The organism is Delftia sp. DLF01 (assembly GCF_014852125.1).
Classification (GTDB): domain Bacteria; phylum Pseudomonadota; class Gammaproteobacteria; order Burkholderiales; family Burkholderiaceae_C; genus Comamonas; species Comamonas acidovorans.
Map to the genome: position 1 here is coordinate 294,681 of NZ_JACVAZ010000002.1, position 14,868 is coordinate 309,548.

Consider the following 14,868-nt stretch of genomic DNA (forward strand, 5'->3'; position numbering starts at 1 on the left):
ATGACTGCAGCCAACAATCGTACGGTGGTCGAAGGCGTCCAGAAGATGACCCCTTCCGAAGCCTTTGTGGAGACCTGCGTGGCCAACGGCGTCACGGAGATGTTCGGCATCATGGGCTCGGCCTTCATGGATGCCATGGACATCTTCGCGCCCGCCGGCATCCGCCTGATCCCCGTGGTGCACGAGCAGGGCGCCGCCCACATGGCCGACGGCTATGCGCGCGTCTCGGGCCGCCACGGCGTGGTGATCGGCCAGAACGGCCCCGGCATCAGCAACTGCGTGACCGCCATCGCCGCCGCCTACTGGGCCCACAGCCCCGTGGTCATGATCACGCCCGAGACCGGCACCATGGGCATGGGCCTGGGAGGCTTCCAGGAAGCCAACCAGCTGCCCATGTTCCAGGAGTTCACCAAGTACCAGGGCCATGTCTGCAACCCCAAGCGCATGGCCGAGTTCACGGCCCGCTGCTTTGACCGCGCCATCTCCGAGATGGGCCCCACCCAGCTGAACATTCCGCGCGACTATTTCTACGGCGAAGTGCAGTGCGAAATCCCCAAGCCCATGCGCGTGGAGCGCGGCTCGGGCGGTGAAAACAGCCTGCAGGCCGCCACGGAACTGCTGGCCACGGCCAAGTTCCCCGTGATCCTGGCCGGCGGCGGCGTGGTCATGGGCGATGCGGTCGAGGAGTGCAGGCAGCTGGCCGAGCGCCTGGGCGCACCCGTGGTCACGGGCTACCTGCGCAATGACGCCTTCCCCGCCAAGCACCCGCTGTGGGCCGGCCCGCTGGGCTACCAGGGCTCCAAGGCCGCGATGAAGCTCATCGCCCAGGCCGACGTGGTGATCGCGCTGGGCTCGCGCATGGGCCCCTTCGGCACCCTGCCCCAGCACGGCATGGACTACTGGCCCAAGAACGCCAAGATCATCCAGGTCGAGGCCGACCACACCAACCTGGGCCTGGTCAAGAAGATCTCGGTGGGCATCCACGGCGACGCCAAGGCCGTGGCGCGCGAGCTGGGCCGCCGCCTGCAGGGCCAGACCCTGGCCTGCGACGCCACCAAGGCCGCGCGCGCCGACACCATCGCCACCGAGAAGGCCGCCTGGGAGAAGGAGCTGGACGAGTGGACGCATGAGCGCGACCCCTACAGCCTGGACATGATCGAAGAGGCCAAGGGCGAGCGCACGCCCACGGGCGGCAAGTACCTGCACCCGCGCCAGGTGCTGCGCGAGCTGGAAAAGGCCATGCCGCCGCGCGTGATGGTCTCCACCGACATCGGCAACATCAATTCCGTGGCCAACAGCTACCTGCGCTTCGACGAGCCGCGCAGCTTCTTCGCGCCCATGAGCTTCGGCAACTGCGGCTATGCCCTGCCCACCATCATCGGTGCCAAGTGCGCGGCGCCCGACCGTCCGGCCATCGCCTACGCCGGCGACGGCGCCTGGGGCATGAGCATGGTGGAGATCATGACCGCCGTGCGCCATGACATTCCCGTCACGGCCGTGGTCTTCCACAACCGCCAGTGGGGCGCGGAAAAGAAGAACCAGGTGGACTTCTACAACCGCCGCTTCGTGGCCGGCGAGCTGGAAAGCGAGAGCTTCGCAGCCATTGCCAGCGCCATGGGCGCCGAGAGCATCGTGGTCGACCAGATCGAGGACGTGGGCCCGGCGCTGCAAAAGGCCATCGACCTGCAGATGAACCACGGCAAGACCTGCGTGATCGAGGTGATGTGCACGCGCGAACTGGGCGACCCGTTCCGCCGCGATGCGCTGGCCAAGCCCGTGCGCTTCCTCGAAAAGTACAAAGATTTTGTCTGAAGCTGTCTGACACCCCCTGAGGCGCTGCGCGCCTTCCCCCTCTCTACCCGCTGCGCGGGGGAGGGGGACGACACCCTCGGTGCGGGGCGGCCCTTCCTCGGTGTCCCTGGGATGGGCCGCGCCGGTTTCATGCGCCTGGGTGAAGCGCAAGGCCCTCGAAAGCCGATTCCCAGATTCCCTGCGTTGCTCGCGCCGGGCCCTGTACTTTCCCGCAGGAGCTTTCATGGTCCCCCCACTTTCACTCGCCGTGGCCGCCGACGATGCGCCCGCCACGCACCGCCCCCATCTCCAGCACTTGCTCGACCAAGCCAAGGCGCAAGGCCCCATTCCGGTGGCCGTGGCCTATCCCTGCGATGCGGGCTCGCTGCAGGCCGCCATGCAGGCCGCGCAGGCGGGCCTGATCACGCCGCTGCTGGTGGGCCCCGAGGCACGCATCCGGGCGGCGGCCCAGTCGGCCGGGCTGGACCTGGCGGGCGCGTCCATCCATTCCACCGCCGACGATCCGCGCGCGGCGGCGGCCCAGGCGGCGGCGCTGTGCGGCAGCGGCCAGGCCCGCGCGCTGATGAAGGGCAGCCTGCACAGCGACGAGCTGCTGGGCGCTGCCGTGGCGCGCGAGGCCGGCCTGCGCGGCAGCCGCCGCGCCAGCCATGTGTTCGTGATGGACCTGCCGGGCTTCGAGCGCCCACTGCTGATGACCGACTGCGTGGTCAACATCTTCCCCACGCTGATGGACAAGCGCGACATTGCGCAGAACGCCATCGACCTGGCCCGTGCCATCGGCATTGCCCGGCCGCGCGTGGCCGTGCTCTCGGCGGTGGAGACGGTCAACCCCGCCATTCCCGGCACCATCGACGCGGCCGCGCTGTGCAAGATGGCCGACCGGGGGCAGATCAGCGGCGCCATCCTCGACGGGCCGCTGGCTTACGACAACGCCATCTCGCTGCGCTCGGCGCATCACAAGGGCATCGTCTCCGATGTGGCCGGCCAGCCCGATGTGCTGCTGGTGCCCAGCCTGGAGGCCGGCAACATGATCTACAAGCAACTGGTCTACATGGCCGATGCCGAGTGCGCGGGCCTGGTGCTGGGCATGCGCGTGCCCATCGTGCTGACCAGCCGTTCGGACTCGGTGGCCAGCCGCATCGCGTCCTGCGCGCTGGCGGTTCTGGCCGATGCGGCGGGCGGCAAGGAGCAGCCATGAGCCAGGTTCAAGCCCCGTTGGCAGCGCAGCCGCCCGTGCCGCGCATGCTGCAATGGCTGAAGCTCCTGCCAGGCACAGGCCTGTCGGGCGTGATTGCGCTGGCAGCCACCTTCGTCTCCACGCTGCATGGCGGGCCGCAACTGCTGTTCGCGCTGTTCTTCGGCGTGGCCTTCCACTTCCTGAGCCAGGACGCGCGCGCCAAGCCGGGCATCGAGTTCTGCGCACGCGGCGTGCTGCGCCTGGGCGTGGGCCTGCTGGGTGCGCGCATCACGGCCACGCAGATCGCGGGCCTGGGCTGGACCACGGCGCTGATCGTCATCGCCGCCGTGGTCACCACGCTGCTGTGCGGCACGCTGCTGGGCCGGCGCCTGGGCCTGACGCGGCCGCAGGGCGTGCTGTCGGGCGGCGCGGTGGCCATCTGTGGCGCCTCGGCGGCGCTGGCCATCTCCTCGGTGCTGCCGCGCGACAAGGACAGCGACCGCTTCACGCTGACCGTGGTGGTCACGGTCACGGTGCTGTCCACGGCCGCCATGGTGCTGTACCCGCTGGTGGCGCGCGCCCTGCATCTGCCGCCCGAGCTGGCGGGCCTGTTCATCGGCGGCACCATCCACGATGTGGCCCAGGTGGTGGGCGCGGGCTACACCATCGACCAGGCCACGGGCGACTACGCCACCATCGTCAAGCTGTTCCGCGTGTCCATGCTGGCCGTGGTGGTGGTCATGGTCTCGGCCCTGTTCAAGCGCCAGCGCGAGGCTGCGGCCGAACAGCACCACGGCAAGAAGCCGGGCCTGGTGCCCTGGTTCCTGTGGGTGTTCGTCGCGCTGGTGGCCATCAACTCTCTGGGCTGGGTGCCGCCGGGCCTGCAGCACCAGTTGAGCGACCTGTCGCGCAACTGCCTGGTGCTGGCCATTGCGGCCCTGGGCCTGAAGACCTCGTTCCAGCAACTGGCCCAGGCCGGCTGGCGGCCTTTTGCACTGCTGGTGGTGGAGACGCTGTGGATGGCGGCCTTCGTGCTGATCGCCATCGAGTTCGAGATGCGGTGAACCCAGGCGCAATACGGCAGTTTTCCAGGGCCCGCCATGCGCGGGCCCTTCTCATTTCTCATGGAACCGGCGCATTTGATGTTCGCGCATTGAGGTGATACATTTGCACACAATTTTTTGACCCACGTCAACGCCCGACACGAGCCGTGAACGTTCTTCGCAAGCAAGCCGGCAGATTCCGCAGACGCACTGCCATCCAGGTCCTCGCCCTCCTGCGCAGGCAACAACCCCTGCAAGCTGCCTTGCTGCGGCTGCTTCCGTGCCTGCTGCTGCTGGCCGGCTGCGCCGTGCTGCTGGACTCCCTGGTGCCCATCCCGCTGTGGGCCGTCGCCGGCCTGACGGGGGTCATGGCGGGCTACATCGCCCACAACTGCCAGGCGTTTGTTGCATCCCAGCGCAGGAAGTCCATGCTGCGCCATCTCGCGCGCTGCTGCCTGCTGCACGCCCAATGAAACACGGGCGCCCGGGTCGTCAGGCACCGCTGCTGGCATAGGCCGTCAGCGCCTGCGCGACCGCCTTGAAGACCACGGCGCAGCGCTCGCTCTTGCGCAGGTCCTCATGCATGGCCACCCAGGTATCGAGCTTCCATGAGAATGCCTGCGGCAGCACCCGCACCAGGCCCGGGTCCCTGGCCGCCAGCGCCGACTGGCAGATGCCGATGCCAAAGCCAGCGCGGATGGCGCCGAGCTGTGCCAGGTCGCTGTCCGAGCTCAGCGCCATGGCCTCGCGCGTGAACATCGGAAACTGCTGCTGAAACCTGCGGATGAAGGCGTTCTCATGGTCGAAGCCGATCAGCGAGTGCCCGGCCAGCTCCTGCAGCGAAGCCGGCACCCCATGCCTGGCCAGATAGCTCTCATGGGCATGCAGCCCCAGTTCGATGGCGCCGATATGGCGGGCCACCAGCGCCTCCTGCTGCGGCCGGAACATGCGCACGGCCACATCGGCCTCGCGGCGCAGCAGGTCATCCACCGCGTTGGACAGCACCAGTTCGATGCGCAGTTCAGGATGGGCCGCGCGCAATTGCGCCAGCACGGGCGGCAGCAGCTCCACGCCCACGACCTCGCTGGCCGTCAGGCGTACCGTGCCGCGCACGCCCGCGCCATGGCTGGCCGCCACGCGTCGCAGCGCGGCAGCCGTCGCGGCCATGCTGGCCGCATAGGGCTGCAATTCATAGGCCGCCTCGGTGGGCGCGAAGCCATCGGACGAACGGGTGAACAGTTGCAGGCCCAGCGCCGACTCCAGCCCGTCGATGTGCCGGCCCACGGTTGGCTGCGCCAGGCCCATGGCCCGGCCCGCCGCTGACAGCGACCCGGACTCCAGCACCTGCAAAAAGCTGCGATACCACTCCCAATGGGGTTCCGACATCACTGATCCATTCATTTATGCATGGACACCAGAAGATTCTAGGCAATTTTCCTTTTGCGGCGTGTTGCGGACACTGGCGTGGTCAACACAGGACCCGCACCATGCCATCCATTGCACTTTTCGGCGCCGCAGGCGCCATCGGCCAGAGCCTGGCCGCCGCGCTCAGACAACAGGGCCGCGCCTATCGCGTGGTCGGCCGCAACGCAGCCAGCCTGCGCCAGACCTTCGGCGCCGATCCCCTGGCCGAGATCGCCACCTGGAACCCGGATGTCGCCGGCTCCATCGAGGCTGCCGCCCACGGCGTGGACACGCTGATCTACCTGGTGGGCGTGAACTACTGGCAGTTTCAATTGCATCCCGAGTTGATGCGCAAGACGCTGGAAGGCGCCATTGCCGCGGGCGTGCGCCGCATCGTGCTGATCGGCACCGTCTATCCCTACGGAAAGGCCCGCACCCTGCCCGTGGCGGAAGACCATCCGCGCGAGCCCCATACCTTCAAGGGCCGCATGCGCAAAGCCCAGGAGGACCTGCTGCTGCAAGCCCATGCACAGGGCCGCATCGAGGCCACCGTGCTGCGCCTGCCCGACTTCTACGGCCCCGGAGTGCACAACAGCCTGCTGCACGGCGCCTTCGAGGCGGCGGCCCACGGCGGCCGGGCCGACATGATCGGCCCGCTGGACCGGCCGCACGAGTTTGTCTATGTGCCTGATGTGGGCCCCGTCGTGGCGCGCCTCATCGACACGCCGCAGGCATTCGGCAGGGTCTGGCACCTGGCTGGCGCGGGGACGACCACGCAGCGCGACATCGTCTCGGAGATCGAACGCCTGAGCGGCAGGCCGTTGAAACTGCGCGTTGCAGGCAAGACCGCGCTGCGCCTGGCCGGCCTGTTCAGCCCCTTGATGCGCGAACTGGCCGAGATGCACTACCTGCTGACCGATCCGCTGATCATGGATGACTCGGCCCTGCATGCCCTGCTGGGCCCCATTGCCAAGACTCCCTACACCCAGGGCATACGCGCCACGCTGGATGCCGCCAGGGCGGGCGCGGGCTCAGCTGTGAACTCCAGCCCGCAGCAGGCCACGGCCTGAAAACAAAAAAGCCCTGACAGCAGAACTGTCAGGGCTTTTGTCTATCTGGCAGGGGAGGAAGGACTCGAACCCTCGCATGCCGGAATCAAAATCCGGTGCCTTTACCAACTTGGCGACTCCCCTAGAAGACGTAAATTCTAATACGTTTTTTTGGGCCGAAATCCAAAATTCAGAAAATTTGGTTCAAAACGTTCTTCAATCATTCCGGCGCCAACGCGGCATCCAGCTGGCCACGAATCGCCTGCTGCCCCGCCGCCGTGAAGCAGCCAATGAAGACAAAGGCGGACCCGGCAACCTGTGCCGCGCCCAGATCCGCCACGCGCAGCCGGCCTCCCACCACATGGATTTCCTGCAAAGGCTGCTGCCCCCGCAGCCGCACGATGCCCTTGGCCCGCAGCAGCGGCACCGGCAGGGCGCGCAGTGCCTGCCTGAGGCGCTGCTTGTCGAATTGCCGGTGCGTGGTGTACGAGAAACTGGTGATTCCTGCCATCCCGGCGAGACCTGCCGAGCCATCCACGGCCCTCTTCCAGGCGCCACCTTCACCCGCAAGCGCACCCAGCAGGCGCTGCGGGTGCTGCGGTTGGCGTGGCAGGGGCACAGCGTCCAGGAAGACGGCCAAGGGAATCTCGCCGCACTGTGCGGTCAGCACCATGGTGTGCGGGGCGATCTCGGCCAGGCGCTGCCTTGCCTTGCCGATCATCGGCGCGCTGGCCAGGTCGGCCTTGGTCAGCACCAGCGCCGTCGCGCCGGCGATCTGGCGGCGGACCATGTCGCCGACCAGCGGGTCGCACAGTTGCTCATCGACGTCCTGGACATCCACCGCCACCAGGATGGCGTTGAGCTGCAGCGCGGGGTCGAGCATGCCGACCTGGGCGATGCGCACGGGGTCGGAGACGCCGCTGGCCTCGATGACCAGCAGGTCCGGGCGGTCGGGCCTCGCGCCCACGGCGGACAGGGCCTCGGCCAGCCGCCCGCCGATGGAGCAGCAGATGCAGCCGTTTTCCAGCTGCAGCACGTCGCTGCTGCGTGTGCGGATCAGGGCGGCGTCGATGTTGATCTCGCCGAAGTCGTTGACCAGCACGGCCACGCGCAGGCCATCGGCGCGCTCCAGCAGCCGGTTGAGCAAGGTGGTCTTGCCCGCGCCCAGGTAGCCGCCCACGACGACCATGGGAATGGGCGCCCGCTGCGCCGCGGCGGCCGGCGTGCTCATGGCAGGGACCCAGGCGCGGGGAAGATGCGCCCGCCCAGCACGGTGCCCCAGACCTTCACGTCCTTGAGGGCGGCGGGCGCCACCGCGCGGGGATCGTCTTCCAGCACGGCGAAGTCCGCCAGCTTGCCGGGCTCGATGCTGCCCACGCGCTGCTCCAGCTTGAGGGTACGGGCTGCGCCCATGGTGATGGCGTGCAAGGCATCGTCCACCGACAGGCGCTCGGCCTCGCCCAGCACGCGGCCTGACGCGGTTTCGCGCTGCACGGCGCACCAGGCGGTGAACAAGGGGTTGATGGGGGTGATGGGCGCATCGGAGTGCATGGAAAAGTCCATGCCCAGGCGCCGTGCCGTGCCCGCCGCATTCATGCGTGACGCCCACTCGATGCCCACGGTCTGCCCGGCGTGCGCATCGCCCCAGTAATAGAGGTGGTTGGAGAAGAAGTTGACGCACATTCCCAGACGCGCGGCGCGCTGCAGCTGGGCGCTGCTGGCCAACTGGCAGTGCTGCAGGGTGTGGCGATGGTCGGCGCGCGGGTGCCTGGCCAGCAGGTCCTCGATCACATCCAGCACCACCTCGGTGGCCTCGTCTCCGTTGGTGTGGATGTGCAGTTGCAGCCCGGCCAGGTGGAAGGGCTCGAACAGCGCGGGCAGCTGCGACGGCGGAATCAGCCACAGGCCGTTGGGCTGCCCGCCCGCGTAGCCGGGAGCGCGCAGGCGCGCGGTGAAGCCCTGGATGGAGCCATCCACGATGAACTTGACGGGGCCGAACTGCAGCTTGTCGCTGGCCGACGATGCGGCAGCGGCGTGCACGCGCGCGGCGCCGCCTTCCGGGTTTCGCTGCGGCGCGAAGGCCGGGACGATGCGCAGCGGATAGGCCGCGTCGCCCGTCACTTCGCGCAGCGCGGCCAGGCCCTGGGGCGAGAGATCGCTGACCAGGTCGGTGGCCGTGGTCACGCCCGCGAGCTGGGCCACGCGGCCGAACTTCCAGATGGCCTCGCGCTGCTCGGCAGCGGCCAGCGACAGCGCGCTGCCGATCACCTTCTGCACCGGATACATGGCGGCGAACTCCTGGAGTTCGCCCGTGGGCTGGCCCTCGGCGTCCTTGTGGATGCCGTCGATGTCGGTGTCCTCGTCGATGCCGGCCAGCGCCAGCATGGCCGAGTTCACATTCATCAGGTGCACGCTGGCGTGCAGGATGACGATGGGCCGCGTGGGGGAGACACGGTCCAGCTCGCGCACCGACAGCCGGCTGCTGCCAAAGAGGATGGGATCGAACCCCCAGGCCAGCAGCGTGGCCTGCGCGTCGGGCAGGGCACACTCGGCCTCGGCCAGGCGCGCCAGCACGGCGTCCAGCGTGCGCAGGCCGGGCCACAGCCGCCCGTCGGGATCGCGGCGGTCAAAGTAGCCCAGGTAGACCGCATCCCACATGGCGCCTTCCATCAGGTGGCTGTGGGCCTCGATCAGGCCGGGCATGAGCACCTTGCCGCGCAGGTGGTCGATGCGTTCGGCATCGGGCCAGGCGGCCATGTCGGCCTCCCCGCCCACCGCCAGCACCGTGCTGCCCCGCACGGCCACATGGGTGGCCTGTGGCTGGGCCGGGTTCATGGTGAGGATGGTGCGCGCCGCGAAGATGCGCACGCGCTCGCTGGTTTCGTGGTTCATGGGGATGTTTCCCTCAGGCGGTCTTGACGTGTGCCGCACGCGGCAGGCAGTGGACGATGGCCGTGACCAGCAGGTTCAGCGCCAGGCTGATGAAGCCCAGGTTGATGCCGCCGAAGTCCGGTTGCTGCAGGTACAGCACGATGGCCAGCGCCTGCCCGCAGACGATGCCCAGGGCGATGGCCAGGGGCCGGATGCGCCAGCCAAACAGGATGGCCATCATTCCCGGGAAGAACTGCGTCACGCCGTAGTAGGTGGTGTTGATCAGGGTCAGCATCAGGTTGGGGGTGAGCAGCGTCATCACGATGGACAGCAGCAGGTAGATGACGATCACCACCTTGGCGCCCTGCTTTTGCTTGGCCTCGGGCAGGCCGGGCAGCAGGTTGCGCGCCACGATGGGGCCGATGGCCAGGCAGATGCCCGCCAGCACCAGCAGGCCCGACAGCGCGGCGCCTGCGGCGACCAGGCCCAGCAGCCAGTCGGGCAGCAGGCGAACGGCAGCGGCGAAGAAAGCCTCGTTGGGCGATGCCAGTTCCAGGTTCTGGCTGATGGCGTAGTACGAGGCCAGCACCAGGAACGGGTACATCAGCATGTACAGCGGCATGGCGATCTGCGTGCGGCGGATGGTGTGCGAACTCTTGGCCGTGAAGAAGTTCTGCACGGCGAACGGCATCATGTAAAAGCCCAGCGCCTGGAACAGCATGGTGCTCATGGAAAAGCGCAGCTGCGTATCGGTCATGTGGTTGCTGACCTTGGCACTGGCGGCGGCGAACACATCGCCCACCCCGGCATGCCAGCCCACGGCCACGCCCGTGGCGATGATGGCCACCACCATGAGGATGTCCTTGAGGATGGCGATGTAGGCCGAGGCACGCACGCCCGAGATGGCGATGTAGGTGAAGGCCAGGCCCGCCGAGATCAGCAGCAGGTGCAGCGGCTGGAAGTTCCAGCCCAGCCCCTTGAGCGCCGCCACCAGCCCCGTGAACTGCAGCTGGCCCCAGGGCAGCAGGAACAGGATGGCCGAGCCGGCCACGATCAGCTCCAGCGCGCGGCTGCCGAAGTGGCCCTTGAAAAGGTCCGGCAGCGTGATGGCGTTGTGGCGCAGGCCGGCCTTCCAGATCATGGGGCCGAGGAAGTAGCCCAGCGGATAGGCCAGCAGGATGTAGCCCAGGAACCAGACGCCATAGGTCGGCCCCTTGGCGTAGATGCCGCCCGGAAAGCCGACCATGGTGCCGATGCTGTAGATCTCGCCGGCGGCGAGGAAGAACACCAGGTAGGCGCCGAACTGGCGCGAGGCGACGAAGAAGTCATGCACGCTTTGCGCACCCTTGCCCGTGCGCGAGCGGATGGCCAGGTACAGGGACAGTGCGATGAAGCCCAGAAAGACTGCGGTGGTCATGGCAGTGCTCCCTTCAGGCCGACTGCACGTCGTCGGCTTCGTGGCGGTCGAACATCAGCCAGCACACGAGCATGCACAGCGACGTCAGCACGAACCACATGAAGATCCACAGGTAGATGAAGGGCACGCCGAACACGAAGCGATCGACGGACGCGACCCAGGGAAGCAGGCCGATCACCGCGATGTACGGGATGCCTATGCCGATGAACAGCTTGAGCATGGTTTGTCTCCTTTTGCTCCGATGAAAGAGTTGGCGGTTGTGGCCGCTCTATAGGACGTTTCAATGTCCATGGATGCGATCTTAGGAAGTGCCTACCTATAATTCAAATGAGAAATTTGCCAACAAACCATGAGGACTCCGCATGGATACCCAGAAGCTGCGGCACTTGCTGGCCATCGTCGAGCACGGCACTTTTTCAGACGCGGCGCGCGCCGTGCACCTGACCCAGCCGGCGCTGAGCCGCAGCATCCGCGCGCTGGAAGACGAGCTCCGGGCGCAGCTGTTCGACCGGGGCGCGCGGCGTGCCCGGCTGACGGTCTTCGGCGAACTGGTGGCCGAGCGCGCACGCCGCATGCGGCTGGAGGAAACCCAGCTGCGGCGCGACCTGGAGCTGCTGCGCGGCGGCCAGGAGGGCGCACTGGCCATAGGCGTGGCGCCGGCCCCGGCCGCACTGCTGCTCAAGCCCTTTCTGATCCACATGGCGCAGGCGCATCCGCGCATCAAGGTGCGCACCGAGATGGGCGCCACCAGCGCCCTGCTGGAGCTGCTGCGCAATGAGTCGATAGACGCCATCGTCGGCGACGCCTATGTGCTGCGCGCCGCCGATGACGTGGACATGGAGCTGCTGGGCGAGCTGCCCGCCGGCCTGGTCTGCCGCGCGGGCCACCCCGTGCTGCAAAACCCCGGCATGGACGAGATCCGCCGCTACCCCCTGGCCACCACCACGCTGAGCACGGCCATGGCGCGGCAGCTGGCCGAGCTGTGGGGCGAGGGCGCCGAGCCCGACAAGCTGTTCACCCTGCACTGCAACAACCTGGAACTGCTGCGCAGCGTGACCCTGGCCACGGACACCTTGCTGTTCGGCGTGCTGTCCATCACGCGCCAGGAGCGCGCCAGCGGCACCATGGCCGAAGTGCCCCTGCCCGCCGATCCCCGGCGCTGCGGCCGCTACGGCATGGCGCGCATGGGCGCGCGCAGCCTGTCACCGGCGCTGGAAACCGTCTACGCCTTCACCCGCACGCACTGGCGGGAGCTGTCCGAGCACGACCAGTGAAGCCGGGCAGGCGCAAGTCATGCGTCGGCCCGCGCCAGCGGCAATGTCTGCGTGCGCAGCCACTCCAGCACCAGGGCGAAGCGGGCCTCGTCATGCACCGGCCTGGGTGACATGAGCACGTAGTGCGAGCCGTCGGCCACAAAGCCGCGCGGCGCGCACAGGGTGCCGCTGGCCAGATCGTCGGCCACCAGCGCCAGCGGCCCGATGGCAATGCCCGCCCCGGCAACGGCGGCCTGCAGGCTCAGGTAGAAATGCTCGAAGCGGGCCTCGCGCCCGGGCTGCAGCGGCACGCCGGTCAGCTCGCTCCAATGCCGCCATGCGTCCGGGCGCGATGCCGTGTGCAGCAGCACGCCGCCCAGCGGCCCGGAGCGTGCCAGCGTCTTCGCAAGTGCAGGCCTGCAGACGGGACCCACGTGCTCCTGCAAAAAGGGCTCGGCAACCACATCGGCGCCCAAGTCGAAATCCGCGCGGCGTATGGCCAGATCGATGCCTTCACGCGCAAAGGGCACCGAGCCGCCGGCCGACACCAGGCGCAGCTCGCGCTGCGTGCCGATCGCTTCCTGCAAACCGCTCAGGCGGGGAATCAGCCAGCGCATCAGAAAGGTGGGCTCGCAGGACAGCACCAGCGGCCGGTCCGGCCCGGCAGCCTGCCGCGCTCGGCCCAGCGCGCCGCGCAGGCGCTCCAGCGCCAGGGCCACCTCCTCGGCCAGCACACGCGCCGTGGGGGTGGCAATGATGCTGCGGTTGCTGCGCTGGAACAGCGCAAAGCCCAGCGCATCTTCCATGTCGCGCACGGCGCGGCTCACGGCGCCATCGGTCAGGTGCAGCTCGCGCGCGGCCTTGGAAACGCTGCCGTGGCGCACCGTGGCCTCGAAGGCACGCAGGGCGGACAGCGGCGGCATATGGGTGGGTGGGGCCATGGGACTGGAGGGCGGCATCGGACACATCGGACACATCGAAAAAAGGGAGTGGGGAGAGATTTCAGTTGACTTTTGATCAACTGAATACTGAATCCATATCGATTTTCTGCAGTGCGATTTTCATGCAAAGTACCTCCATCGATTGAGCTTTCAGCAATGACCATGAACGAAGCCCCCGCCATCGCCCCTGCACCCCTGGCCATCACCATGGGCGATCCCGTGGGCATAGGTCCCGAGATCATCGTCAAACTGGCCATGGACCCTGCCCGGCCCCATGCGCCTTTTTTCGTCATCGGCGACACGGGGCGGCTGCAGCGGGCAGCCAACATGCTGGGCGTGCACCCGCGCATCCAAGTCATCGACACGCCGGCCCAGGTTCCCGCCACCGTGCCACCCGCCACCCTCTTCGTGCTCCAGACCGGGGACCGGCTGCCCGAGGACCTGGCCTGGGGACGCATCGATGCGCGCGCCGGGGCCGCCTGTCATGCCTACATACAGCGCGGCATCGACCTGGCCCTGGCCGGCGAAGTCGCAGGCCTGGTGACCGCTCCCATCCACAAGGAGGCGCTGCGCGCGGCGGGCTGCCCCCACCCCGGCCATACCGAGATGCTGGCCGAGCGCTCGGGCACGCGCGACTTCGCCATGATGCTCGCCAATGACGAGCTGCGGGTGCTGCTGGTCTCCATCCACGTGCCGCTGCAGCAGGCCATTGCCGCAGTCACGCCGGACAACGAACTGCGTGCCATCCGCCTTGCGCACCGGGCCTGCCGGGCGTTCGGCATCGCCCGGCCCCGTGTGGCCGTGGCGGGGCTCAATCCGCACGCCGGCGAGAACGGGCTGTTCGGGGACGAGGACCGCTCGGTGATCATCCCCGCCATTGCGGCCGCACGGGCCGAAGGCATAGACGCCAACGGCCCCTGGCCGGGCGACACGGTCTTCATGCGGGCGCGCCGGGGCGAGTTCGACGTGGTTGTCGCCCAATACCATGACCAGGGGCTGATTCCCGTGAAGTACCTGGGCGTCGAGCAGGGCGTGAACATTACCGTGGGCCTGCCCTTCGTGCGCACCTCGGTGGACCACGGCACGGCCTTCGACATCGCCGGCACGGGCCGTGCGGACCATGCCAGCCTGGCCTGCGCGCTGCGCCAGGCGGCGGCCATGGTGCAGGCGGGCCGCTCCGGCGCCAGCGGGCAGGCGCAGCGCCCGGACTTCATCTTCATGCTCACGCAGCAGGACAAGACCATTGCCGATGCGCGCGAGCGGCTGCGCGAAGTGCTGGCCCAGGGCGTGCGCCATGTGGGCTTCAAGGACATAGGCCTGCCCCTGCCCCAGCTGCGCGAGCTGGCCCGGGACATCCGCGCAGGCGGTGCCAGGGTCTATCTGGAAGTCGTCAGCCTGGACGAGGCGAGCGAGGTGGCTTCGGCCCGCGCGGCGGTCGAGCTCGGGGTGGACGTTCTCATGGGCGGCACGCGCCCCGAGGCAGTGCTGCCCGTGCTGCGCGGCAGCGGCATTGCCTACTATCCGTTTCCCGGCAGGATCAGCGGGCATCCGAGCGTGCTTTCAGGGCCGGCCGAGGACATCGTGGCCAGCGCGCGCCGCATCGCGGGGCTGGAGGGCGTTCATGGCCTGGACCTGCTGGCCTACCGTTTCCGGGGCGACGTGCCGGCCCTGATCAAGGCGGTCTGCGATGCGGTGGACAAACCCGTGGTCGTGGCCGGCTCCATTGATCGCAGCGAACGCATCGCGGCCGTGCTTGCCAGCGGTGCCGCGGGCTTCACGGTAGGCACCGCCGCCTTCGAGGAGACTTTTCCAGCCGCGCGGCCCGGGCTGGCGGCGCAGTTGCAGGCCATACAGGCGCTGGTGGACTGAAAGCGGGCCGGCCATCGCGCGCACCTCACGCA

13 protein-coding genes and 1 tRNA gene are annotated in these 14,868 nt (G+C 68.3%); 7 read left to right on the forward strand and 7 right to left on the reverse strand.

The window, feature by feature from the left end:
• From xsc to IB269_RS09745, 4 genes are all read left to right on the forward strand, one after another.
• A complete protein-coding gene (gene xsc / locus IB269_RS09730; protein ID WP_034390943.1) occupies window positions 1–1,812 on the forward strand; it encodes a sulfoacetaldehyde acetyltransferase in 1,812 nt (603 codons plus the stop codon).
• A 223-nt stretch (window positions 1,813–2,035) separates the two neighbouring features.
• Window positions 2,036–3,010 carry a bifunctional enoyl-CoA hydratase/phosphate acetyltransferase gene (locus tag IB269_RS09735; RefSeq protein ID WP_034390940.1) on the forward strand — a complete coding sequence of 325 codons (975 nt, stop codon included), beginning with the start codon at window positions 2,036–2,038 and terminating at the stop codon, window positions 3,008–3,010.
• Window positions 3,007–4,053, forward strand: coding sequence for a YeiH family protein (locus IB269_RS09740; RefSeq protein ID WP_013803832.1), 1,047 nt, complete (start codon window positions 3,007–3,009; stop codon window positions 4,051–4,053). The genes IB269_RS09735 and IB269_RS09740 overlap by 4 nt, the downstream gene beginning before the upstream one ends.
• Window positions 4,054–4,295: 242 nt before the next feature.
• Window positions 4,296–4,505, forward strand: coding sequence for a hypothetical protein (locus IB269_RS09745; protein WP_012203914.1), 210 nt, complete (start codon window positions 4,296–4,298; stop codon window positions 4,503–4,505).
• A gap of 19 nt (window positions 4,506–4,524) precedes the next feature.
• Here the strand turns inward: IB269_RS09745 and IB269_RS09750 are convergent, their stop codons facing one another.
• The gene (locus IB269_RS09750) at window positions 4,525–5,418 is read right to left on the reverse strand and encodes a LysR family transcriptional regulator (RefSeq protein ID WP_013803834.1); all 894 of its coding nucleotides are present in this window, start codon (window positions 5,416–5,418) and stop codon (window positions 4,525–4,527) included.
• Window positions 5,419–5,519: 101 nt separating this feature from the next.
• Here IB269_RS09750 and IB269_RS09755 point away from each other — a divergent pair, with 101 nt between their 5' ends.
• On the forward strand, window positions 5,520–6,506 hold the full coding sequence (locus IB269_RS09755) for an NAD-dependent epimerase/dehydratase family protein (RefSeq protein WP_192367059.1): 987 nt from the start codon (window positions 5,520–5,522) through the stop codon (window positions 6,504–6,506).
• Window positions 6,507–6,552: 46 nt separating this feature from the next.
• On the opposite strand, the gene IB269_RS09760 is transcribed toward IB269_RS09755, so the two are convergent.
• The 5 genes from IB269_RS09760 to IB269_RS09780 all read right to left on the reverse strand — a co-directional run bounded on the left by IB269_RS09760 (window position 6,553) and on the right by IB269_RS09780 (window position 10,993).
• Window positions 6,553–6,629 (reverse strand) — tRNA-Gln (locus IB269_RS09760).
• Between the two features lie 76 nt (window positions 6,630–6,705).
• Window positions 6,706–7,716: a CobW family GTP-binding protein gene (locus IB269_RS09765; protein WP_192367060.1), complete on the reverse strand. Its 1,011-nt coding sequence runs from the start codon at window positions 7,714–7,716 to the stop codon at window positions 6,706–6,708.
• Window positions 7,713–9,377: an amidohydrolase gene (locus IB269_RS09770; protein WP_192367061.1), complete on the reverse strand. Its 1,665-nt coding sequence runs from the start codon at window positions 9,375–9,377 to the stop codon at window positions 7,713–7,715. Before IB269_RS09770 ends, IB269_RS09765 begins: the two co-directional genes overlap by 4 nt.
• 13 nt (window positions 9,378–9,390) lie before the next feature.
• Window positions 9,391–10,773 carry a sodium:solute symporter family protein gene (locus IB269_RS09775; RefSeq protein ID WP_013803838.1) on the reverse strand — a complete coding sequence of 461 codons (1,383 nt, stop codon included), beginning with the start codon at window positions 10,771–10,773 and terminating at the stop codon, window positions 9,391–9,393.
• Window positions 10,774–10,786: 13 nt separating this feature from the next.
• The gene (locus IB269_RS09780; RefSeq protein ID WP_034390877.1) at window positions 10,787–10,993 is read right to left on the reverse strand and encodes a DUF3311 domain-containing protein; all 207 of its coding nucleotides are present in this window, start codon (window positions 10,991–10,993) and stop codon (window positions 10,787–10,789) included.
• A 142-nt stretch (window positions 10,994–11,135) separates the two neighbouring features.
• On the opposite strand from IB269_RS09780, the gene IB269_RS09785 reads away from it, so the two are divergent.
• Complete coding sequence (locus IB269_RS09785) at window positions 11,136–12,047, forward strand: LysR family transcriptional regulator (RefSeq protein ID WP_012203907.1); 912 nt, start codon at window positions 11,136–11,138, stop codon at window positions 12,045–12,047.
• 17 nt (window positions 12,048–12,064) lie between these two features.
• On the opposite strand, the gene IB269_RS09790 is transcribed toward IB269_RS09785, so the two are convergent.
• Window positions 12,065–12,967 carry a LysR family transcriptional regulator gene (locus tag IB269_RS09790; RefSeq protein ID WP_192367062.1) on the reverse strand — a complete coding sequence of 301 codons (903 nt, stop codon included), beginning with the start codon at window positions 12,965–12,967 and terminating at the stop codon, window positions 12,065–12,067.
• A 156-nt stretch (window positions 12,968–13,123) separates the two neighbouring features.
• On the opposite strand from IB269_RS09790, the gene pdxA reads away from it, so the two are divergent.
• Entirely contained in the window at window positions 13,124–14,836 is a 1,713-nt protein-coding gene (gene pdxA, locus IB269_RS09795; protein WP_192367063.1) for a 4-hydroxythreonine-4-phosphate dehydrogenase PdxA, read from the forward strand.
• The last annotated feature ends 32 nt before the right edge of the window (window positions 14,837–14,868 follow it).